Source organism: Microbacterium sp. Z11_20 (assembly GCF_057197605.1).
Genome location: NZ_JBXVOQ010000004.1, coordinates 49,536 through 71,741, shown reverse-complemented (window position 1 = coordinate 71,741; position 22,206 = coordinate 49,536). Strand labels below are relative to the sequence as shown.

Genomic DNA, 22,206 nt, shown 5'->3' with positions numbered 1-22,206 from the left:
CACGAAAGGGCGGATGCTTCGGCATCCGCCCTTTCGTCGTTTCGGCGCAGACGAATGCCGACTCTAGGCTGGGGGCATGAGCGAGTTCACCGTCCGACCGGCCCGCACGGCCGATGTCCGCGGCATCCATGAGCTGCTCGAGCCGTACGTGCAGCAGCGCATCCTCCTCGGCAAAGACATCGTGGTGCTCTACGAGTCGGTGCAGCAGTTCCTGGTGGCCGAGGCCGACGGCACGCTCATCGGATGCGGCGCCCTCCACGTGATCTGGGAAGACCTCGGTGAGATCCGCACCCTCATCGTCGTCGACGAGTGGCTGCACCGCGGCGTGGGTCGCGCCCTCGTCGAGGGGCTCGAGGACTCCGCACGGGAGCTGGGGCTCTCACGCCTGTTCTGCCTGACCTTCGAGGTGGACTTCTTCACCAGTCGCGGGTTCGAGCCGATCGGAGAGCAGGTCGTCGATCCCGACGTGTATTCGCAGCTCGTGCGCAGCCCCGATGAGGGCGTCGCCGAGTTCCTCGACCTCGCCCACGTGAAACCGAACACCCTCGGCAACACCCGGATGCTGAAGACGCTGGAGCGCACCTGATCGGGCGTGCCGCCCGGCCGGTGCGGGATACCGCGCCTACCCTGGAGGCATGAGCGGCACTCCTCCGCGTCGGCGGCACTCCCCGGCGGTCTACCGTCGTCGCCGGCTGGTGCTGGTGCTCGTCGCGCTCCTCGTCATCGGGGGACTGGTGTGGTTGTTCGTGGCGCAGCCGTGGCGAAGCGCCGCCGAATCCGTCACGGAGCCGACGCCCACAGCGACTCCCACGTCATCGGCGACCCCGTCGGCGACGCCGACCGAGACGGCCCCTGCGGAGGCTGAGCCGGAGGCCGAGGCCGAACCCGCGGAGGAGGCGCCCGACCCCGAGGCCCCGCCCCCCGCCGAGGGCTGCCTTCCCGGTGACCTGACCATCGAGGCGCTGTCCGATCAGCAGTCCTACGCGACGGGACAGCACCCCCAGCTCTCCATCCGCCTCACCAATCACAGCGATGCCGACTGCACGCTCAACGTCGGCACGAGCGCCCAGGCTTTCACGATCTCCAGCGGGTCCGACGTCTGGTGGCGATCGACGGACTGCCAGAGCGAACCGAGCGACATGATCGTCCTGCTCGCCGCGGGTCAGCAGACCACGAGCGCGGCGCCGCTGACGTGGGATCGCACACGATCGTCGGTGGACAATTGTTCAGGCGATCGTCCCACTGCGCCCGGGGGCGGGGCCACGTACCATTTGAGCGTCGCCATCGGCGGAATCTCCTCGTCGAACACCGCCGCGTTCCTCCTGTATTGACCCGGTCTTGTCCCCCAAATGGCGGACAGACGTGCGTCGCGCGTGAAGCTACAGTGGATACGTTCTTGCATCGAGGATTGTAAAGCTGTCCCCAGCAGCCGGTCGCAGCGTTCCCCAAACGCGAAGGCCCACGTACCCGCAGGAACCGCGAGGCCCTCTCGAATCCGCCAGCCCCTAACTGGAGGATCCGAGAGGGCCTCTTTCCTTCTCTCTCGACGGGCCGGCGCCGCCACCGTGGACGCACGGATGCCGCGGTCGGCAGTCGACCGCGGCATCCGGATGTGACGGCTCAGAGCTTGCGATCGGGCTCGGCTCCGAACACCTCGCTCTCCATCGCGTCGTACCCCTCCGCCTGCGGGTCGCCGTGCGTGCCGCCGGACAGGGCGTACTCCTCCTCCGGGGAGAGGACGAGACGGTGACGGAAGAAGGCGCCGAAGCCGACGAGCAGAACCGCGTAGACGATCGCGATCGCGATGATCGCGGGAAGGAACGTCGGGTTGAGCAGGAACCCGAGGAAGATGAGCGCCGCCACGACGATCGCGATGACGGCGCCGGGGATGCCCCACGGGCTGCGATACGGGCGGTCGGCGTTCGGGAACTTCCGCCGCAGGATGATGAACGAGATCATCTGCAGCAGGTAGGCGACGACCGCGCCCCACACCGCGATGTTCAGCACGATTGCGCCGGCCACCGCGCCGGCATCCTCGTTGAGCTGCGTGAGGACGTCGAGCACGAGGAGAGCGACGAACCCGATGGCGGCACCCACGACGAGCGCGACCCACGGCGTCTGCCGCTTGCCGGTCAGCGAGAGGAACCGTGGGTAGTACCCCGCGCGCGACAGCGAGTACATGTTGCGCCCGTACGCGAACATGATGCCCTGCAGGGAGGCCAGCAGCCCGACCAGGGCGAAGAGCGCCAGCACCGCCGCCGCCCCGTCGCCCACGATCGCCCGGAACCCGTCCAGCAGCGGCTCGCCGGCAACACCGGTGGCCTCGGCCCCGAGTACGCCGGTGTTGAGGAAGAGCACGAGGAGGCCCGTGACGATGAGGGTGCCGCGGGCCCAGAAGCCGGCCCGGGGGATGTCGCGGACGGGGTTGTGCGACTCCTCCGCGGCGAGGGGGAGCTCTTCGATGCCGAGGAAGAACCACATCGCGAAGGGCAGCGCGAACAGGATCGGGAGGACGCCGTGCGGGAGGAACGCCGTCTGGCCGGGGTCGGGCGCGATGTCCCACAGCGCCGCCCACGAGAAGGCCCCCGAGAACACGGCCATGGCCGAGTACACCAGGATTATGCCGATGGAGATGATCGAGACGACGATCGCGAAGCGGAACGAGATCGCCGCGCCGGCCGCGTTCAGCGCGATGAACACGGCATAGAGGATGATCCACCACACCCACGCGGGGATGGTGACGCCGAGGAGTTCTGCGGTGATCGCGTCGGCGTAGGACGCGGAGAAGAAGACGATCACGGCCGTGGTCGCGACGTACTCGATGGTCTCGGCGGCGCCGGTGACCAGGCCGCCCCACGGCCCCATCGCCGATCGGGCGAAGGAGTACGCGCCGCCGGTGTGCGGCATCGCGGCGGCCATCTCCCCGATCGAGAAGATCATGCCGTAGTACATCGCCACCAGGATGACGAAGGCGATCAGCATCCCGCCGAAGCCGGCGAAGTCGATGCCGAAGTTCCAGCCGGAGAAGTCGCCGGAGATGACGGCGGCGACCGCGAGTCCCCACAGCCCCCACACCCCCGCCGACCGCTTGAGGGTGCGCTTTTCGAAGTAGCCGTCGCCGGCTCGGGTATAGGTGGCGCCGGCGACCTTTCGCGCGGCACCGCTGGGCTGAGACATACGACCTCCGCAGGAATCGGGTGGGCGCACGGCCGCGCCTTGCGGATGATTGTGGCGGCCTATTGGTCGGGCTGTCTACCTTTGCATGTAAGTTCCTGATTACAGTTGGAGCGGCGCGACGGCGAGGAAAGGACCACCCATGGCGGGCAATCTCACGACGGCGCAGCTGGATGCGGCGATCGAGGCGGGCGAGATCGACACGGTGATCGTGGCCTTCCCCGACGCGCAGGGTCGGCTCGTGGGCAAGAGGGTCGCCGGCCGCTTCTGGCGCGACGAGGTGCTCCCCAACGGTGCCGAGGCCTGCAACTACCTCCTCTCGGTCGACGTCGACCTGAACACGGTGGACGGGTACGCGATGTCGGGCTGGGACCAGGGGTACGGCGACATGGTGCTGCGCCCCGACGTGTCGACGCTGCGCCGCCTTCCCTGGCAGCCGGGCACGGCGCTCGTGATCGCCGACCTCGGGTGGGTGGGCGGTGGTGCCGACGTCGGGCCTTCGCCGCGGGCGATCCTGAACGCGCAGCGCGAGCGGCTTGCCGCTCAGGACCTCGTGGCCTTCGCCGGTACCGAACTCGAGTTCATCGTGTTCGACGACTCCTTCCGCGCCGCGTGGGCGAAGAAGTACGCGGAGCTGACGCCCTCGACCGACTACAACGTCGATTACAACCTGCTCGCCACGACGCGGCTCGAGCCGCTGCTGCGCGACATCCGCGTGGGCATGGAGGGCGCCGGCCTCTACTGCGAGGGCGTGAAGGGCGAGTGCAACTTCGGGCAGCAGGAGATCGCGTTCCGCTACGCCGAGGCGGTCGAGACGGCCGACAACCACACGATCTACAAGAACGGTGCGAAGGAGATCGCCGACGCGCACGGCAAATCGCTGACCTTCATGGCGAAGTTCAACGAGAAGGAAGGCAACAGCTGCCACATCCATCTGTCGGTGCGCAGCGCCGACGGCTCGGCGGTCATGTCGGGCGACGGCGACCACGGGTTCAGCCCGTTCATGGAGCATTGGATCGCCGGCATCCTGGCGACGCTCCGCGAGTTCACGCTGCTGTACGCGCCGACCATCAATTCGTACAAGCGCTTCGCGAAGGGATCGTTCGCCCCCACGGGGGTCGCCTGGGGCGTGGACAACCGCACGTGCGCACTGCGCGTGGTCGGGCACGGCGCGTCGCTGCGCGTGGAGAATCGCGTGCCCGGCGGCGACGTCAACCCGTACCTGGCCATCTCGGCGATCATCGCCGGCGGCCTCTACGGGGTGGAGAACTCCCTCCCGCTGCCGGCACCGCTCACCGGGAACGCGTACGATTCCGACGTCGAGCACCTTCCGACGACCCTGCGCGACGCCGCGCGGCTGTTCTCGGAGTCGGCGATCGCCCGTGCCGCGTTCGGCGACGAGGTCGTCGAGCACTACCTCAACCAGGCGCGCATCGAGGTGGAAGCCTTCGACGCTGCCGTGACCGATTGGGAGCGCATCCGTGGCTTCGAGCGGCTCTGACGCTTCGACAGGCTCAGTGACCCGCACGCCGGTGGTCGGCCTGACCACCTACCTCGAACAGGCAAAGCAGGGGGTGTGGGACGTGCGGGCCTCGTTCCTCCCGCACCAGTACTTCGACGCGGTCACCGCCTCCGGCGCCGCTGCAATACTGCTGCCGCCGCAGCCGCGCCCGGATGCCGCCGCCGACGCCGTCCTGGACGGGCTCGACGGCCTCATCCTCACCGGCGGGGCCGACGTCCAACCCGAGCTCTACGGCGCCGAACGCCACCCGCTCACCGACCCCGCGCGTCCCGACCGCGACGCGTGGGAACTCGCGCTGCTCCGAGGGGCCCGTGCACGCGGCATCCCGGTCTTCGGCATCTGCCGCGGTCTGCAGCTCATCAACGTCGCGTTCGGCGGAACCCTGCACCAGCATCTTCCCGAGGCCCTGGGCACCGAGCGCTACCGGCTGGGCGGGGGAGTGTTCGCCGAGAACACCGTCGCCGTGACCGAGGGCACGCGCCTGGCCGCACTCGTGGGCGCCGGCGACCTGGCGGTGCACAGCTACCACCACCAGGGCGTCGACGAACTCGGACGCGACCTCATCGTGACCGCCCGCACGGACGACGAACTCGTGCAGGGCGTGGAACTCCCCGGAGACGACTACCTCGTCGCGGTGCAGTGGCATCCCGAGGAGGATTCCGCCGACCGGCGCCTGTTCCTCGGGCTCGTCGCCGCCGCCTCCGCATACGCTCAGCGAAAGGACCCGGTGACGGCGTGAGCTTCACCCTGATCGATCCGTCCACCGGCACGCCGTTCCGCGAGGTCCCGCGTGCATCCCTCGCCGATGTGGATGCGGCCGTTGCCCGCGCCGTCACGGCGCAGCGATCCTGGGCCGCGCTCCCGCCCGCCGCCCGCGCCGATGGGCTGCGGGCCTTCGCGCGCGTGGTCGAGGCGCACGTGGAAGAACTCGCCGCGCTGGAGGTGCGCAACTCCGGGCACCCGATCTCCTCGGCCCGGTGGGAGGCGAACCACGTCGCCCAGGTGCTGAACTTCTCCGCGGGAGCGCCCGAGCGACTGTCCGGCCGGCAGATCCCCGTCGCCGGCGGGCTGGATGTCACCTTCCACGAGCCGTACGGCGTCGTCGGGGTGATCGTGCCGTGGAACTTCCCCATGACGATCGCGTCGTGGGGCTTCGCGCCCGCGCTCGCCGCCGGCAACGCCGTCGTCCTCAAGCCCGCCGAGCTCACCCCGCTCACCGCTCTCCGGCTGGGCGAACTCGCCCGGGAGGCCGGTCTTCCCGACGGACTCTTCCAGGTCATCTCGGGGTCGGGATCGGTCGTGGGCCAGAGGTTCGTGTCGCACCCTGATGTGCACAAGGTCGTCTTCACCGGCTCCACGGAGGTCGGGACCGAGGTCGCGGCCGGGTGCGCGCGGATGCTGAAGCCGGTCACGCTCGAACTGGGAGGCAAGAGCGCCAACATCGTCTTCGACGACGCCGACCTCGAAAAGGCTGCCGCCAGCGCCCCCGGCGCGGTGTTCGACAACGCCGGGCAGGACTGCTGCGCCCGCAGCCGCATCCTCGTGCAGCGGAGTGTCTACGACCGGTTCCTCGAGCTGCTCGAACCGGCCGTACAGGCCTGGCGTGTGGGCGACCCCGCCCTGGAGACGACGGAGATGGGGCCGCTCATCTCCGCCGCGCATCGCGAGAAGGTCGCGTCCTACCTCCACGACGCCCGCATCGCGTACCGCGGCTCGGCTCCGGAGGGCGACGGATTCTGGTTCGCGCCCGCGGTGGTCCTCGCTGACACCGACGACGCGATCGCACGGGAGGAGATCTTCGGCCCGGTCGTCGCCGTGCTTCCCTTCGACGACGAAGCCGACGCCATTCGACTGGCCAACGACACGATCTACGGCCTCGCCGGCTCCATCTGGACCGAGAACCTGGGCCGCGCGGTGCGCGTGTCGCGGGGTGTGCGAAGCGGCGTCCTGTCGGTGAACTCGCATGCCTCGGTGCGGTACTCCACGCCCTTCGGCGGAATGAAGGCGTCGGGCCTCGGCCGCGAGCTCGGACCCGACGCGGCCGAGCACTTCACCGAGACGAAGAACGTCTTCTTCGCCACGGACGCGTCATGACCGCCGCATCCGGCACCACCGAGAGGACTGCACGCATGACCGTCGATCTCACCCAGCGCCTCAAAGACCGGGTGGCCATCATCACCGGTGGGGCGAGCGGCATCGGTCTGGCCACCGCCCGCCGGTTCGCCGCCGAGGGCGCGCGCGTGGTGATCGCCGACGTCGATCCGGAGACGGGAGAGGCCGCGGCATCCGAGGTGGGCGGGGTCTTCCGATCCGTGGACGTGGCCGACGAAGCACGCGTGAACGCGCTGTTCGACGGGGTGGCCGACGACTTCGGGCGCGTGGACATCGCCTTCAACAACGCCGGGATCTCCCCGGCCGATGACGACTCGATCGAGACGACGGAGCTGCCGGCGTGGGATCGCGTGCAGGACGTCAACCTCAAGAGCGTCTACCTGTGCTCCCGTGCCGCCCTGCGGCACATGGTGCCTGCCGGGTCGGGGTCGATCATCAACACCGCCTCGTTCGTCGCGCTCCTGGGTTCGGCGACCTCGCAGATCAGCTACACCGCATCCAAGGGCGGGGTTCTGGCGATGACCCGTGAGCTCGGCGTGCAGTTCGCCCGCCAGGGGATCAGGGTCAACGCCCTCTGCCCGGGGCCGGTGAACACGCCGCTCCTCCAGGAGCTGTTCGCGAAAGACCCCGAGCGCGCGCAGCGCCGTCTCGTCCACGTGCCGATGGGCCGGTTCGCCGAGCCGGAGGAACTCGCCGCAACGGTCGCGTTCCTCGCCTCCGACGATGCGTCGTTCATCACCGCGACCGCCTTCGTCGTCGACGGCGGCATCAGCAACGCGTACGTGACCCCCCTGTGACGATGCGCTCGCCCCACTCGCAGCATCCGAAGCGATGACCGGCACCCCGCTGCCGGATGTGAGCCGAGCCGTGTACCGGCCGGTGCGGCAGGGCAACGCGCTGGAAGACACCGTGGCCCGCCTGATCCAGACGGTCCGCCTCGGCGTGCTCGCGCCGGGCGAGTCGCTTCCTCCCGAGCGCGAGCTCGCCGCTCTGTACCGGGTGAGCCGCGACACCGTGCGCGAAGCCATCCGCGAGCTCGCCGACGCCGGGTTCCTCGAGTCGCGCCGCGGCCGATACGGCGGCACGTTCATCGCCGACCCGCTGCCGCGCCCCGCCGGGCCTCCGGCGGTGGATGCGGCGGAGCTCGACGACGTGCTCGGGATGCGTCGGGTGCTCGAGGCGGGCGCTGCCCGGGCGGCGGCTGTCCGTGCGCTCGGCCCGGCAGACCGCGATGCGCTGTGGGCCCGCCATGAGGAGGCGGCGTCGGCCGGCGCCACCGAGTACCGCCGCGCCGACACGCTGCTGCACCTCACGGTGGCCGAGTTGGCCGGGATCCCATCGCTCGTGCCGCTCGTGGTGGACAATCGCGCGCGCATCAACGCGTGGCTCGACACCTTTCCGCTGCTGCCGCGCAACATCGAGCACTCCAACGGCCAGCACGAGCGGATGGTCACCGCGATCCTCGCGGGGCGGGCGGATGCGGCATCCGCCGCCGTCCTCGATCACCTCGCCGGTACGGAGGCGTTGCTGAGGGGTTTCCTGAGCTGAGCGCGGCCGGTTCGGGGGGCCCCGTTAGGCTGGAACGATGGCGGGGAAGAAGGGCCGGAAGGGCGCGGAACTGGAGTTCCGCAATGTCGTGCTGACGGACGCCCTGCAGACCCAGGACATGGCCGCGGTCGCTTTCGCCCTCCGCAACGGGCCCACCGTCGTTCCGCTCCTGCGCGCCGGCGACCGCGATAACCCGCGGGACGCGGGCGAGGTGTGGACCTACCGCGACCCGAACACCGGCGACATCGCCCTGCTGCTCTTCAGCGACGCCACCCACAAGCCCGAGACGCTGCCCCCGCACGTCGCGCTGCAGTCGCCCGCGTGGCTGCGCCTGTTCCTCGAGACGCACCGCGACGACATCACAACGGTGTTCCTCGACATCGCCGGGCCGCACCCGATGCAGGCCTCGCCCGCCGACCTCCTGGCTGCGCTCGACGCCTGACGCAGATCGGGAACGCCCGTGCCCGAGTCGCGCTTCCGGGTCGTCAGTGGCAGACTCGGCCGAATGGAGTACCTCATCGTCGGCGCGGTATGTGCGGCAGGCCTGGTCATCCCGGTCGTTCTCGGCTTCTCGCAGCAGCGTCGCCGCTCCGGCCCTCCGGGTCGCTGACCCGGGGTCAGAACCCCGGGGGATCGCCCCGGTCGAGGCGCTGTCGAACGGGCAGGTCGCGCAGCGCTCGCTCGATGGAGCGGGAGGTCGCATCGACCACCGTCTGGTACCCGAGCCGGGATGCTTCGCCCGCACGCTGCGCGGACTGCGTGACGGGCCGGATCTCCCCGGTGAGCGTGAGTTCCCCGATCGCCGCCGTCCGGTGCGAGATGGTGCGGTTCAGCACCGCGTTGGCCACGGCGATGGCGATCGCGAGGTCGGCGGCCGGCTCGATCAGCCGGACACCGCCGACGGTCGAGACGTACACATCCTTGTCCGACACCTTCACGCCCGCGCGCCGCTCCAGCACCGCCAGGACCATGGCCACGCGCGCGGAATCCACACCGTTGACGACGCGGCGCGGGTTGGGCGCCGTCGTGTCGATGGTCAACGCCTGCACCTCCACCGGAAGGGCGCGCCGGCCCTCGAGCGCGATCGTCACGCACGTGCCGGGAACCGGGTCTCCGTGCCCGAGGAACAGCGCGCTCGGGTCGGGCACTTCGGCGATCCCCGCGCCCGTCATGTCGAAGCATCCGACCTCGTCGGTCGGCCCGAACCGGTTCTTGAGTGCGCGCACGAAGCGCAGGGATGTCTGCCGGTCGCCCTCGAACTGGCACACGACGTCGACGAGGTGCTCGAGGATGCGGGGGCCCGCGATCGAGCCGTCCTTCGTGACGTGCCCGACGAGGATGACCGGCAGCGACCGGTCTTTCGCGACCCGGATGAGGGTCGAGGCGACCTCGCGCACCTGGCTGGGCTGCCCCGCCGCGCCGTCGCTGAGCGCCGAGGACACCGTCTGCACCGAGTCGACGATCAGCAGGTCGGGCTCGACCTCGTCGATGTGTCCGAGGATCGTCGCGAGGTCGGTCTCGGCCGCCAGATACAGCTCGTCGTGGAGCGCCCCGGTGCGCTCGGCGCGGAGCCGGACCTGCGCCGTGGACTCCTCCGCGCTGGCGTACAGGACGCGGCGGCCGGCGCGTGCGCTCTGCGCGGCGACCTCCAGGAGCAGCGTCGACTTGCCCACCCCCGGTTCGCCGCTGAGGAGGATCGCGGCTCCGGGCACGATGCCGCCACCGAGCACGCGGTCGAACTCGCCGACCCCGCTCGTCCGGCGCGGAGCATCCTGGGTGTCGATAGCCGTGATGGGGCGCGCGGCACGGGTCGCACCCGGCGCGATCGCGGTCACCGCGCGGTTGATGCCCGTCTTCTCCGCGCTTTCGACCACCGTGCCCCACTGCTGGCATTCTCCGCAGCGGCCGGCCCACTTCAGGGTCGTCCACCCGCACTCGGTGCACCGGTAGGACGACGCGGTGACGGGCTTTCTCGCGGGCATGTCCTCAGGGTACGCGCGGCCCCCGACACCCTCCGGGGGCCGCGCCGCCGTGGTCGCGGGTATCGTTCGGCGGGCGGGCGGACGCACCGGCGCCGCGTAAGGTGGCGCCATGCGAGCCGAGCGGGCCACCCGACACATCACCGCCGATCCCGACCGGGTCTTCCGGGCGTTCACCGATCCCGACGTGTTCGTGGCCTGGATTCCGCCGGAGGGCATGACCGGGCGGCTGGAGGGGTTCGACGCCGAGCGCGGCTACCGGATGGTGCTCACCTACGACCGTCCGCCCGAAGGGGGCGGCAAAGCGTCACGCGAGACCGACGTCAGCGTCGTTCGCCGCGTCGTGCTGGACCCGCCGCGTCGGGTGGTGGAGGAGGTCGACTTCCCCTCGGGCGACCCCGCCTTCGCCGGCACGATGCGGATGACGTGGACCTTCGAGCCCGAGGCCACCGGCACGCTCGTCACGGTCGAGGCGGCCGACGCACCCGAGGGCATCGACCAGGACGTGCACGTGGGGGCGATGATCTCTTCGCTCGCCCAGCTCGCCCGGGCCGTCGAGCCCGGGTCGAGCCGGTAGCGCCGCCGAATCAGATGCGCCGGAGCAGGTCGCTGTAGAACCTCAGACCCTCCGTGAACGAGGAGAGCCGGAGCCTTTCGTCCACCGCGTGGATGCTGCGCCTTTCAGCCAGCGTCATCGCGTACGGATTGAACCGGTACACGTGGTCGCTGATGACGCTGTAGTTGCGGCTGTCCGTCCCGCCGTTGTTCACATAGGGCACGACGAGGACGTCGCCGTACACCGCCGTGATGGCTTCTTCCAGTCGTTCCCAGACGGGCCCGTCCGACTGTGACGGCACCACCGGATCCAGGCACTGTACGACCTCGACCACCACCTCGGGGTCGCTGATGGCGGAGATCACCCGGTCGACCATGTCCTCGGCGCGGTGGCCCACGGCCACGCGGACGTTCACGACGGCGCTCGCGCGCTCGGGCACGGCGTTGGGAGCCTCGCCGGCGGTGAGCATCGTGACCAGGGATGCCGAGTGCACCATCGCGTGCGCGTCACGGCTCACGGAGGCGAACTCCGCGATGGCGGCCGGTTCGTCCCTGTCGAGCAGCTCGGCTGCCCGGCGGACTGGACCGTCGGCGGCCGGTCCGATGGCGGAGATCATGCGCCGCGTGACCTCGTTCAGGACGGGAACGCCACCCGCTTCGTCGATCTGGGTGATGGCACGCGCCATCCGCGCGGTGGAGGTCACCTCGGGGGGCACCGACGCGTGGCCTCCGGGCGCGGTGAAGGTGAGCCGGATCGTCGCGACGCCCTTCTCGCTCACTCCGACGAAGACGACGTCGTCGGGGACACCGGGAAGGATGCTCTCGCCGACGATGCCTCCTTCGTCCAGGACGAACCCCGGGCGGATGCCTCGCCCCTGAAGCAGGTCGACGATCGCGGGGGTGGCATCGCCGAGGATCTCCTCGTTGTGGCTGAACGCGAGGAAGACGTCGTTGCGCGGGGTGCGCCCGGCCCGCACCGCCTCCTCGACGGCTTCGAGGATCCCGACGAGGGATGCCTTGTCGTCGATGACGCCGCGTCCGACGACGGTTGCGTCGGCGCCCTCGCCGATCACCTCGGCGGCGAAGGGCGGGGTGCTCCACCCGTCGTCGCCGGCTCCGACGACGTCGTAATGGGCCATCAGAACCGACGGAGGCCCGTCGTCGGTGCCGCGCCATCGGAAGAGCAACGAGTGCCCCTTCACGACCTCGTGCTCGAGCGCCGAGTACAGGGCGGGGTAGAGCTCGGGGAGAACCCGGAGGAACTCGTCGAACGGCGCCCAGTCCACGTCCGCAGCGTCCAGCCGCGACATCGTCGGGATCCGCACGAGCCGTCGGTAGTTCGCGATGGCGCGCGCGTGGTCGGGGAAGGCAGGATCCATGGGCGCCAGTGTACGCATCACTACAGATCTATTGCGCAACAGCGGGCCTCGCGGGCGAGCGCTCCGACGGGGGGCGGATGAAGGCGCAGGTCAGCCGTGGACGCGGCGCATCTCCCCGGCGAGGGGGAGGTTGGCGTACGGCCCGGTCCCCTCGAGCCCGGCGAGGACTCCCTGCACGTCGTCGGCCGACTTGTTCTGGCTGAGCTTGAGGCGCGCGTCGAAGCGGGTGATCGGAATACGGATCCCGACGGTGCCGCGCGCCATCCCGTGGGCGAAGTCGAGATCCTGCGAGAGGCCACGGGGGTTGGCCACCGGCATCTCGAAGTGCTCGACGAGTCGGTTCAGCGACCGGAAGTTCTCCTCCGGCGAGAGGATCTCCGGGCGCCCGTAGAGGTGGGCGGTCACATGGTTCCACGTCGGAATGAACCCGCCGGACGGATACCAGCTCGGCGAGATGTAGCCGTGAGGCCCCTGCACGATGATGAGCACATCTGCGTGCCCGAGTTCGTGGAGCTCTTCGTCCGGCCGCCCGACGTGGCTGACCAGAGTGATCGTGTCCTCGCCACTTTCCTCGAGGAGAGCGGGGTAGTGCGACGCGACGACCGACCCCCCGACGGGGGACACGATGGTGACCCACGGGTTCTCCCGAACGAGGCGCTTGACCTCGGCAACGTCCTCGAGCATGAAGTGCGGCGTGTGCTTCATCGGGGGTCCCCTTCGCGGCGGTCTACGGCCTGGTCGACATTCTTGCACGCAACACATACGCACTGATTGTGTAAAGTTGTGTGGATAATGCGCTCGATGCAGCCCACCGCTTTCACGCCGAGCACGTCATGGCTGCCTGCGCGGCGAGGGCCAGAACCCGACATGACGGAGGACACACGATGACGAACGACGTACTGGGCTGGGGAATCATCGGACCGGGCACCATCGCGCGCAGCTTCGCGGGGGAACTTCCCCAGAGCCGGCGGGGCCGACTGGTGGCCGTGGCCAGCCGTGACGGTGATCGTGCGAAGCGATTCGCGGACGAGTTCGGCGCGGAACGCAGCTACGCCGACTATGAAGAACTTCTCCGCGACCCCGAGGTCGACGCCGTCTACATCTCGACCGTCCACACGTCGCATCCCGAGTGGGCGATCAAGGCGGCAGAAGCGGGCAAGCATGTGCTGTGCGAGAAGCCGCTCTCTCCGAACGCGCCGTTCACGATGGCGATCATCGAAGCGGCCCGCCGCAACGGCGTGGCGCTGCTCGAGGGCTTCATGTACCGCTTCCACCCGCAAACGGTGCGCCTGCTCGAACTCGTCCGCGAGGGCGCCGTCGGCCGGGTCGCGCACGTCGAGGCGTCGTTCTCCTTCCACACCCCGGCGACGAGCGGACGCCTTCTGGACGCGGATCTCGCCGGCGGCGGCATCCTCGACGTGGGCGGCTACCCGCTCTCGCTGGCACGCGCTGTCGTACTGGCCGCGGGCGAGTCGCCCGTCCCCACCAGCTTCGCGGCGTCCGGCACCGTCGGATCCACGGGCGTGGACGAGTGGGCCACGGCCACCGTCGGGTTCGGCCCCATCTCCGCCCACCTGACCACCGGAGTGAAGCTGCGCGAACCGCACCGCGTGCGCGTGGTCGGTAGTGGGGGCACCATCACCGTCGCCGCGCCGTGGGTTCCGAGTTCCGACGAAGACTCGGTGATCCTGGTGTCCCGCAGCGGCGAACCGGTCGAGGAGATCCGCATCCCGCCCGCTGCGGCGTACGCCCTGGAGGCGGACGCCCTCGCCGAGGCCGCGTCCGGCGGATCCGGTCAGGCACCGGAGATGCCGTGGAGCGAGACGCAGGGTGTGGCCGACCTGCAGCAACGGTGGCGGGATGCGTTGTCCGTGCAGTATCCCTTCGAGCGCGGTGATGCGTCGATGCCGCCGGTGAGCGGACGCGTGCGCCCACCCCGACGGGGCACGATGTCCTACGGCCGCGTCCCCGGTGTGGACAAGGACATCTCCCGCCTCGTGATGGGGGTGGACAACCAGCGGACGCTCGCGCAGGCCACCGTGATGTTCGACGACTACGTCGAGCAGGGTGGCAACACCTTCGACACCGCCCACGAGTACGGGCGGGGGATCATGGAGACTCTGCTCGGCCAGTGGATGCGCACCCGCGGCAACCGCGACGACCTGGTGGTGATCGCCAAGGGCGCCCACACACCGAACTGCAATCCCGAGGCCGTCACGACGGAGTTGCTGACCAGCCTCGATCGGCTCCAGACCGACCACGCAGACCTGTACTTCCTGCACCGGGACAACGCCGACGTGCCGGTGGGCGAATTCATCGACGTCCTGGATGAGCACTACCGCGCCGGGCGGATCCGTGCCTTCGGGGGCTCGAACTGGAGCATCGAGCGCATCGACGAGGCGAACGCGTACGCCGCCGCCGAGGGCAAGCAGGGGTTCACCCTGCTCAGCAATCACTTCGGATTGGCCGAGGCCTACGACCTGCCGTGGGCGGGGTGCCGCCATGCGACGGACCCCGCGTCCAAGGAGTGGCTGGAGCGGACGCAGACCGCGCTGTTCCCGTGGTCCTCCCAGGCGCGTGGGTTCTTCAGCAGAGGGGACTGGGCCGACCTCTCGGACCAGCAGCTCGTGCGGTGCTACTACGGCGAGGGCAACTTCGAGCGCCTGCGCCGCGCGCGCGAGCTCGGGGAGGGTCGGGGGGTGCAGGCCACGGCGATCGCGCTGGCCTACGTGCTGCACCAGCCGTTCCCCACCTTCCCGCTCTTCGGCCCGCGCACGCTGACCGAGACGCGCACGTCGATGGATGCGCTCGGCATCGAGCTCACGGCCGACGAGGTGCGCTGGCTGGATCTGCGCGAGTGAGGCGGGTGCCCGCGCGCCGGGGGGCGCGCGGGCACCGGGGTGTCACACCGGCCAGGTCGCGCTCTCGCCGGGTCGACTGATCCGCTGCGGCACGCCCCACGGGTTCGCGCTCTGAAGGGGCGCGGGCAGCAGCTCCTCCGGGGCGTCCTGCCACGCGGACGGGCGCAGGAAGCGGCGCACGGCCAACGGTCCCACCGATGTCGACACCGAGGAGTCGTTCGTCGAGGCGGGCCAGGGGCCGCCGTGCTGCTGGGCCCACGTGATGTGCACGTCCATCGGCCAGGCGTCGAAGACGACCCGCCCCGCGCGCGCCTGCATCGTCAGGGTGAGAGCGCGCAGCTGCTCGAGGTCGTCGGACGGGCTGCGCATGATCGTCGAGGTGAGGTTGCCGGTGAACAGCTGAGCGAGGGCGGCATCCACCTGGGCGATGTCGTCGTACTCGACCACGAGGCCCAACGGACCGAACGCTTCGTCGGGGAGCGCGGGGTCGCGCAGGAGGGTGTCGATGTCCGTGCCCAGGACGGTCGGGCGCACCCACCCGTGGCCGTCCTCGTCCGCACGGTAGTCACCCGCCGCGATGATGCGGATGCCGCGGACGCCGGACATGTCGACGCGACGCTCGGCGAAAGCCGAGGCGATGCCGGGGTGGAGGAGGCGGTGCTCATCGGCGCCCACCGCCGCCGCGTGGAACTCGGCGTCGAAGTCGAATCCGCGCGGAACCATCAGCACACCGGGTTTCGTGCACACCTGCCCGGCCGACCAGCTGAACGCCTCGACGAATCCGCGGGCGATGTCACCGCCGCGTTCCGCCGCAGCCGCCGCAGTGACGACGACGGGGTTCACGCTTCCCAGCTCGCCGAAGAACGGGATCGGCCGAGGACGTTCCGCCGCGATGCGCGCCAGGTGCGTCCCCGCTCGAACCGATCCGGTGAAGCTGGCGGCCTGGATGCTCTCATGCCGAAGCACGAACAGTCCCGCCTCCTGCCCGAACACCACCTGCACCGAGTGCTCGGGGAGCCCTGCTCCCACCAGCGCGGCAGCGAGGAGATCGAAGGTGCGCAGCGATGTCTCGGGGTGGCCCGGGTGAGCCTTCACGATCACGGGGCAACCGGCCGCGAGCGCCGCGACGGTGTCGACGCCGGCGACGGAGAAGGCGAAGGGGAAATTGCTCGCGGCGAAGTTGAGCACGGGACCCACCGCCACCAGGTAACGGCGGAGATCCGGACGCGGCCCGAGGCCGTAGTCGTCATCGGGCAGGTCGATCCGCGCGTCGAGGAACTCGCCCTTCTTCATGGCGCCGGCATGGATCTTCAGCTGCACCGCGGCCTGAGTGACCTCCCCGGTGAGCCGGTCCAGGCTGAGGCCCGTCTCGGGGGCAGCGATCCGCGCGAGCTCGTCACGATGCGACTCGAGCGCGTGCGCTGCTGCGGTCAGTGCGGCCGCACGCAGGCCAGGGCTGGTCTCGGCCATCCCCGCCGCTGCCGCCGCGGCCCGCGCGACGACTCGCTCCAGTTCCGCCTGGTCGGTGTCGTTGATCATCGTCGCCTGCTTCCGGGTGTGGTCGAGAAGGTCAAATGTCGATGAGATGCCAGGGGCTGGGGAATTCCCCGACCGCGACTTCGATGAGGTGCGGCCGCCCCGACCTCGTCGCTCCCGCAATCGCCTCCCCCAGATCGGCGGGCCCGTGCACGCGCTGAGCCTCGATGCCGAACGCGCGGGCCAGGTCGACGTAGTCGGGGTTCGTGAGGTCGGTCGCGATGTGGTGGGCGTCGAAGTTCTCCCGCTGCATCCGGTGGACGTTGAAGAAGTAGCCGTCGTTGAAGACGACCACCGTGAGGGGAATGCCGTACTTCTTGGCGGTGGACAACTCCGAAAGGGTCCACGAGAACCCTCCGTCGCCGTTGATCGAGACGACGGGGGAGGAGCCGGCGGCGACCTGGGCGCCCAGCGCGGTCGCGAAGCCGTAGCCGAGCGTGCCCTGGTATCCCGGGGAGATGAAGCCTCGCTGGCGGTGGGTGGGGAAAGCGATGCTCGCGACGTATCCGACCTGCGTGTACTCGCTGACCAGCACACCGTCGTCCGGGAGCGCGGTCCGGATGGCGGCGAGGTACTCCATCTGCGGTGCGATGACCTGGAACTGCTCCGTGGTCCAGGCGCCGATCTGCGCGGGGATGTCGCCCCATTCGAACTCGGTCTGCGCGCCCGAGGCGTCGATCTCCGCGCGGAGGGCCTCGGCCGCCAATGCGGCATCCGCGTACAGCGGCACGTCCACGGGGCGTGGGAAGCGGAACGCCCCGTGATCGACGTTGACCATGACCAGAGGTGCGTCGCCCATCTCGGAGGCGCCTCCGTCGCCGCTTCCCAGGCGCGTGCCGAAGGCGATGACGAGGTCGGCGTCACGGGAGAAGCGACGGAGGGAGAGCGGGTCGAAGACGAGCGGATGACGCGTATCCAGCACGCCGCGCCCGTTTCGCGTGGTCACGATCGGGATGCCGAGTGCTTCCGCCAGGGCGATGAGGGGAGTACCGGCATCCGAGGCGAGCGCTCCGCCGCCGGCGTACAGGAGAGGCCGCCGGGACCGACCGATCATTTCCGCGATGTGGCGGACGGCTGCGGGGTCGGGGGCGATGCGGTGGGGCGTCCGGGGAGAACCGGTCTGCGCGGTGGTCGTCGCGCGCATGACGTCGGGCGGCACCTCCAGCGCGACGGGTCGAGGGTGCCCGGAGCGCAGGTGGAAGAACGCCTCGTGCACCAGCTCGGGCACCTCGTCCGGATGGCGTGCGATCGCCGACCACTTGGTGAGGGAGGACAGCAGCTCGCTCTGCCCGGGGATCTCGTGCAGCGCCCCCAGTGCCCGGCCTCGCATCGACGACTCGATGGAGCCGGCGATCAGGAGCACGGGGGAGGAGCAGGCGTACGCGGTCGCCAGGCCGGCACCGGCGTTGAGCACGCCCGGCCCCGGGACCACCATGGCAACACCCGGCTCCCCGGAGACGCGGGCGTACCCATCGGCCATGTAGGTCGCCGACTGCTCATGACGGACGGCGAGGAAGTCGATGTCCTCACGCTGCTGGTACATCGCCTCCATCACCGGGTCGAGCTGGATGCCGGGAAGGCCGAAGACGGTGGAGACGCCCTCACTGCGGAGGGCGGAGACGAGCAGATCGCCGCCGGTGGAGGTGGGCATAGTGGCCTTTCGCGACGCAGCGGCGCGAGGACCAGCCGCTCTCGGACGGAAACACAAGTCTAGCGCAACGCATTGCTAAACGTTGCGCTGCGGCGCTACAAAAGGTAGCGTGCTCGACGGCGGGTCCGTGTCCTGCTCGCCTTCAGGCGACCCCGAGTTATATCGCCTCACGCACGAAACGTGCGGGAAACCTGAATCGGGTGGAATAGCGCAACGTAGCGCAACGGCGCTCGCGCCGGAGAAATGGGAGAGTCAGTGGTAGGGATCATCCTCAGACGAATCGCCCTGGCGATTCCGGTCCTCTTCGTGATGACCGCGCTCACCTTCGTGCTGGCATCGATGGTCCCCGGAGATGCGGCCACGTCGATTCTCGGTGAGAATGCGACCGCCGAGCGGGTCGCTGCGCTGAACGAGGAACTGGGACTGAACCGTCCCATCTGGGAGCAGTACTTCGATTGGTTGGCCGGCATCTTCCGCGGCGACCTGGGAGTCTCGCTGTACACCGGTGAGTCGATCGTGCGCAGTCTCGATCAGCGCATCTGGCCCACGCTGTCTCTGGCGCTGTTGTCGACGCTCGTAGCCACCGTCGTGGGCGTCGCGTTCGGCGTGTACGCCGCCGTCCGCAAGGGGTGGGCCGCACGTGTGCTCGACTCCATCGGGATGCTCGGCATCTCGCTGCCGAACTTCTGGGTCGGACTCATCCTGATCGTGTTCTTCGCCGGCACGCTGCAGATCCTGCCCTCGGTCGGCTATGTCTCCCCCAGCGTCTCGGTCGGCGAATGGCTCCTGCACCTGGTGATGCCCGTGATGGCCCTCTCCTTCGCCGGGCTCGCCCTCATCGCCAAGCAGGCGCGCGAGTCCATGTCGGAGGCGCTGAGCCGGGACTTCATGCGCTTCATGCAGGCCAATGGCATGCCGCCGCGGACGCTCATCATGAAGTACGGGCTCCGCTATGCCGCGATTCCGATCCTTTCCGCCGTCTCGGCCACGTTCGTCACACAGATCGGCGGCACGGTCGTCCTGGAGTCGGTCTTCGCCATCCCCGGTATGGGATCGCTCGTGGCCCGCGCGACACTGAACCACGACTTGGCCGTGCTGCAGGGGGCCGTCCTCGCCTTCACCGTCATCATCCTGATCGCCAACGTCCTCACCGACGTTCTGTACTCGTTGCTCAATCCCAAAGTGAGGGCACTCGCGTGAGCCTGACCAACCCGAACTCCACGGTCGCGATCGCCCTCGCGACCCGCCGGCGCCCGCGGCGTCGCCCATCCGTCGGACTGATCCTCTCCGTGAGCTGGCTCGTCCTCGTGGTCGGAGCGGCCGTGCTCGCGCCGATGATCGCCCCGTACTCCCCGCTGGAGAACGACCTGGCCAACGGGTCGCAGGGTCCGACAGCGGCCCACTGGCTGGGAACGGACCAGCTCGGCCGCGACGTGCTGTCGCGCCTGATGTTCGGTGCCGGCCCCACTCTCATGGCCGTGGGAGCGGCGGTCGTCGTCTATGTCGCGCTGGGACTGGTCTTCGGTCTCATCGCGGGATACTTCAGCAACTGGACCGACCGTGTCGTCATGGCCGTCGTCAGCATCGTCATCGCGCTGCCGAACATCATCGTGCTCTTCGTCGTGCTCTCGGTGTACCGAGGCAACACGTTCCTGGCGATGATCGTCTTCGGCGCCCTCGCGTCCCCGGTGCTGATCCTGATGGTCCGTGCGAGTGCGATCGCCGTGCGGAACGAACTCTTCGTCGACGCCGCCCGGGTCTCGGGGCTGTCGCCGCTGTACATCATCTTCTCCCACGTCCTTCCGCGCTCGCGCGGCGTGATCATCGTCCAGGCCGGAGTCTTCGCCGCGCAGGCCCTGATCGTGGAGAGTGCGCTCAGCTTCCTCGGCTTCGGCGTGCAGATCCCCGACCCGAGCTGGGGAAACATGATCGCCCAGGCAGCCCAGGTGATCGCTTCCACCCCGTGGATGCTGTTCCCCTCCGGGCTGGTCATCGCGCTCACCGCCCTCGCCTTCGGCGTCATCGGAGACTCCGTGCGCGACGCCAGCTCGTTCGGCTGGGGGCAGTCGAAGCTCACCAAGGCACCCTCGCGCGCTCGCCGCGTCCCGCAGCCCACGGGGGAGGACCCGGCGGACGACGTTCTCCTGTCGGTGCGGGGGCTGGACGTGGGCTACCGGGCGGGCGACGACATCGTTCCCATCGTGCGGGAGGCCTCCTTCGACATCCGGCGAGGGGAGACCCTCGGCGTCGCCGGCGAGTCGGGTTCGGGCAAGACGACGGTGGCCTTCGGCATCCTCGGCGTCGTCGGTGAGGGCGCGGTCGTTACCGCCGGGTCGGTGCGATTCGACGGCACCGAGCTCGTCGGGCAGACCGAGAGCGTGCTGTCGAAGTACCGCGGCAAGCGCATCGCCTACGTCGCGCAGGAGCCCATGGTTGCGCTCGGGCCGAACCACCGCGTCGGCGACCAGCTGCGCGAGGCCGTCCGGCTCAACGACGGGTTGGACAAGGCCCAGGCCGGCGAGCGCGTGATCGAGCTTCTCCGCCTCACCGAGCTCCCCGACCCCGAGTCGGTGGCGAAGAAGTACCTGCACGAACTTTCCGGTGGCATGGCGCAGCGCGTGTCCATCGCCTTCGCCCTCGCCGGCCGCCCCGAACTCCTCGTCGCGGACGAGCCGACGACGGCGCTGGATGTCACCGTCCAGGCCGGCATCCTCGGTCTCCTCCGCCGCCTGCAGGAGCAGACCGGTATGTCGCTCCTGCTGATCACGCACGACTGGGGCGTGATCGCGGACCTCTGCGATCGCGTGATGGTCATGTACAAGGGCGAGATCGTCGAGACCGGCGACACCGCGGACATCTTCGCGCGCCCCCGGCATCCGTACACCGCGGCTCTGCTCAAGTCGAACCCGCACGGGGCCGAGCCTGGCAAGGAGCTGCCCGTGATCGAGGGCTCCTTCCTCACCCCGATCATGGAGCGCGAGCAGGCCAGGGCCGCCGAGCAGGAAAAGGTGACGACATGACCGCGCCACTGTTGACCGTAGAGAACCTGGATGTGACGTACGGCTCCGGCCGGAAGGCATTCACCGCCGTCCACGACGTGAGCTTCACCGTCGGGGTGGGCGAGACGCTCGGAATCGTCGGGGAATCAGGATCCGGTAAGTCGTCCGTAGGGCGGGCGATCCTCGGGCTCGCTCGCCCTACCGGCGGCCGGATCGTCTTCCAGGGCGAGGACATCACCCACATCGGGCGGCGAGAGCGCCGCGCGATCAGCACCGAGCTGCAGGTGGTGTTCCAGGATCCCCGGAGTTCGCTCAACGAGGCGAAGAAGGTGGGGCAGATCCTCATCGAACCGCTCGTGGCGAACCGCATCATGAAGCGCTCCGTCGCGATCGACCGCGCCCAGGAACTGCTCACCCGGGTCGGGCTCGGGGCCGCGGCCATGGATCGGATGCCCGGGAGCTTCTCGGGCGGGCAGAAGCAGCGGATCGCCATCGCGCGCGCCCTGATGGCCAGCCCCAAGCTCGTGATCTGCGACGAGCCCGTCTCGGCGCTGGATCTGTCGGTGCAGGCGCAGATCACCAACCTCTTCCGGGCCATTCAGGCCGAGACGGGCGTCTCCTATCTCTTCATCGCCCACGATCTGTCCATCGTGCGCCTCCTGTCCCAGCGGGTCGCCGTCATGAGTCGTGGTCGGATCGTCGAACAGGGCGTCACCGAAGACGTTTACACCCGCCCGACAGAGCTCTACACGCAGCGGCTGCTCGCCGCTGAGCCGTACCCGGATCCCGAAGTGCAGCGGGAACGGCGACGCGTCTGGGAGACGCTGGCTCCTCCTGTTCCCGCGACCTGAGAGCACCACGAGCACCGAAGGGAGGTTCGGTACCTCGTT

The 22,206-nt window shown here is 69.6% G+C and carries 19 protein-coding genes; 13 read left to right on the top strand and 6 right to left on the bottom strand.

From position 1 onward, the window contains the following. Positions 1 to 76: 76 nt before the first annotated feature. Entirely contained in the window at positions 77 to 586 is a 510-nt protein-coding gene (locus tag AC2DFQ_RS10790) for an amino-acid N-acetyltransferase (RefSeq protein ID WP_484533894.1), read from the top strand. 49 nt (positions 587 to 635) lie between these two features. After that, positions 636 to 1,331 (top strand): hypothetical protein, encoded by a 696-nt coding sequence (locus AC2DFQ_RS10785; protein WP_484533893.1) that lies wholly within the window; start codon positions 636 to 638, stop codon positions 1,329 to 1,331. 289 nt (positions 1,332 to 1,620) lie between these two features. On the opposite strand, the gene AC2DFQ_RS10780 is transcribed toward AC2DFQ_RS10785, so the two are convergent. Then, entirely contained in the window at positions 1,621 to 3,177 is a 1,557-nt protein-coding gene (locus AC2DFQ_RS10780) for an amino acid permease (protein WP_484533892.1), read from the bottom strand. 139 nt (positions 3,178 to 3,316) lie between these two features. Between AC2DFQ_RS10780 and AC2DFQ_RS10775 the strand changes: the two genes are divergently transcribed. Genes AC2DFQ_RS10775 through AC2DFQ_RS10750 form a run of 6 tightly spaced genes read left to right on the top strand, consistent with a single transcriptional unit; the run spans position 3,317 to position 8,798 of the window. Next, positions 3,317 to 4,675, top strand: a complete 1,359-nt coding sequence (locus tag AC2DFQ_RS10775) for a glutamine synthetase family protein (protein WP_484533891.1) — start codon at positions 3,317 to 3,319, stop codon at positions 4,673 to 4,675. A 16-nt stretch (positions 4,676 to 4,691) separates the two neighbouring features. Further along, positions 4,692 to 5,435 (top strand): gamma-glutamyl-gamma-aminobutyrate hydrolase family protein, encoded by a 744-nt coding sequence (locus AC2DFQ_RS10770; RefSeq protein WP_484533890.1) that lies wholly within the window; start codon positions 4,692 to 4,694, stop codon positions 5,433 to 5,435. Then, complete coding sequence (locus AC2DFQ_RS10765) at positions 5,432 to 6,790, top strand: aldehyde dehydrogenase family protein (protein ID WP_484533889.1); 1,359 nt, start codon at positions 5,432 to 5,434, stop codon at positions 6,788 to 6,790. The genes AC2DFQ_RS10770 and AC2DFQ_RS10765 overlap by 4 nt, the downstream gene beginning before the upstream one ends. Before the next feature lie 35 nt (positions 6,791 to 6,825). Next, positions 6,826 to 7,605 carry a 3-oxoacyl-ACP reductase gene (locus AC2DFQ_RS10760; RefSeq protein WP_484533888.1) on the top strand — a complete coding sequence of 260 codons (780 nt, stop codon included), beginning with the start codon at positions 6,826 to 6,828 and terminating at the stop codon, positions 7,603 to 7,605. Positions 7,606 to 7,639: 34 nt separating this feature from the next. Further along, a complete protein-coding gene (locus AC2DFQ_RS10755) occupies positions 7,640 to 8,356 on the top strand; it encodes a FadR/GntR family transcriptional regulator (protein ID WP_484533887.1) in 717 nt (238 codons plus the stop codon). 37 nt (positions 8,357 to 8,393) lie between these two features. Continuing rightward, positions 8,394 to 8,798, top strand: a complete 405-nt coding sequence (locus AC2DFQ_RS10750; RefSeq protein WP_484533886.1) for a dehydrogenase — start codon at positions 8,394 to 8,396, stop codon at positions 8,796 to 8,798. 175 nt (positions 8,799 to 8,973) lie between these two features. Here the strand turns inward: AC2DFQ_RS10750 and radA are convergent, their stop codons facing one another. Beyond that, a complete protein-coding gene (gene radA / locus AC2DFQ_RS10745; RefSeq protein ID WP_484510178.1) occupies positions 8,974 to 10,338 on the bottom strand; it encodes a DNA repair protein RadA in 1,365 nt (454 codons plus the stop codon). A 109-nt stretch (positions 10,339 to 10,447) separates the two neighbouring features. Between radA and AC2DFQ_RS10740 the strand changes: the two genes are divergently transcribed. Beyond that, positions 10,448 to 10,912, top strand: coding sequence for an SRPBCC domain-containing protein (locus tag AC2DFQ_RS10740; RefSeq protein WP_484510179.1), 465 nt, complete (start codon positions 10,448 to 10,450; stop codon positions 10,910 to 10,912). Positions 10,913 to 10,922: 10 nt separating this feature from the next. Here AC2DFQ_RS10740 and AC2DFQ_RS10735 read toward each other — a convergent pair whose 3' ends face one another. Both AC2DFQ_RS10735 and AC2DFQ_RS10730 read right to left on the bottom strand, forming a co-directional pair. Further along, positions 10,923 to 12,269: a M20/M25/M40 family metallo-hydrolase gene (locus tag AC2DFQ_RS10735; RefSeq protein WP_484533885.1), complete on the bottom strand. Its 1,347-nt coding sequence runs from the start codon at positions 12,267 to 12,269 to the stop codon at positions 10,923 to 10,925. A gap of 90 nt (positions 12,270 to 12,359) precedes the next feature. After that, positions 12,360 to 12,974, bottom strand: a complete 615-nt coding sequence (locus AC2DFQ_RS10730; RefSeq protein ID WP_484510181.1) for an FMN-binding negative transcriptional regulator — start codon at positions 12,972 to 12,974, stop codon at positions 12,360 to 12,362. A gap of 179 nt (positions 12,975 to 13,153) precedes the next feature. Between AC2DFQ_RS10730 and AC2DFQ_RS10725 the strand changes: the two genes are divergently transcribed. Continuing rightward, complete coding sequence (locus tag AC2DFQ_RS10725; RefSeq protein WP_484533884.1) at positions 13,154 to 15,130, top strand: aldo/keto reductase; 1,977 nt, start codon at positions 13,154 to 13,156, stop codon at positions 15,128 to 15,130. A 42-nt stretch (positions 15,131 to 15,172) separates the two neighbouring features. Here AC2DFQ_RS10725 and AC2DFQ_RS10720 read toward each other — a convergent pair whose 3' ends face one another. Continuing rightward, a complete protein-coding gene (locus AC2DFQ_RS10720; RefSeq protein WP_484533883.1) occupies positions 15,173 to 16,789 on the bottom strand; it encodes an aldehyde dehydrogenase family protein in 1,617 nt (538 codons plus the stop codon). Next, a complete protein-coding gene (locus AC2DFQ_RS10715; RefSeq protein WP_484510184.1) occupies positions 16,701 to 18,317 on the bottom strand; it encodes a thiamine pyrophosphate-binding protein in 1,617 nt (538 codons plus the stop codon). Before AC2DFQ_RS10715 ends, AC2DFQ_RS10720 begins: the two co-directional genes overlap by 89 nt. 255 nt (positions 18,318 to 18,572) lie before the next feature. Here AC2DFQ_RS10715 and AC2DFQ_RS10710 point away from each other — a divergent pair, with 255 nt between their 5' ends. From AC2DFQ_RS10710 to AC2DFQ_RS10700, 3 genes are read left to right on the top strand one after another with little or no spacing between them, the layout of a single operon-like run. Beyond that, positions 18,573 to 19,517 carry an ABC transporter permease gene (locus AC2DFQ_RS10710; protein ID WP_484510185.1) on the top strand — a complete coding sequence of 315 codons (945 nt, stop codon included), beginning with the start codon at positions 18,573 to 18,575 and terminating at the stop codon, positions 19,515 to 19,517. After that, positions 19,514 to 21,337 carry a dipeptide/oligopeptide/nickel ABC transporter permease/ATP-binding protein gene (locus AC2DFQ_RS10705; RefSeq protein ID WP_484533882.1) on the top strand — a complete coding sequence of 608 codons (1,824 nt, stop codon included), beginning with the start codon at positions 19,514 to 19,516 and terminating at the stop codon, positions 21,335 to 21,337. Before AC2DFQ_RS10710 ends, AC2DFQ_RS10705 begins: the two co-directional genes overlap by 4 nt. After that, on the top strand, positions 21,334 to 22,167 hold the full coding sequence (locus AC2DFQ_RS10700) for an ATP-binding cassette domain-containing protein (RefSeq protein ID WP_484510187.1): 834 nt from the start codon (positions 21,334 to 21,336) through the stop codon (positions 22,165 to 22,167). Before AC2DFQ_RS10705 ends, AC2DFQ_RS10700 begins: the two co-directional genes overlap by 4 nt. Positions 22,168 to 22,206 lie beyond the last annotated feature (39 nt).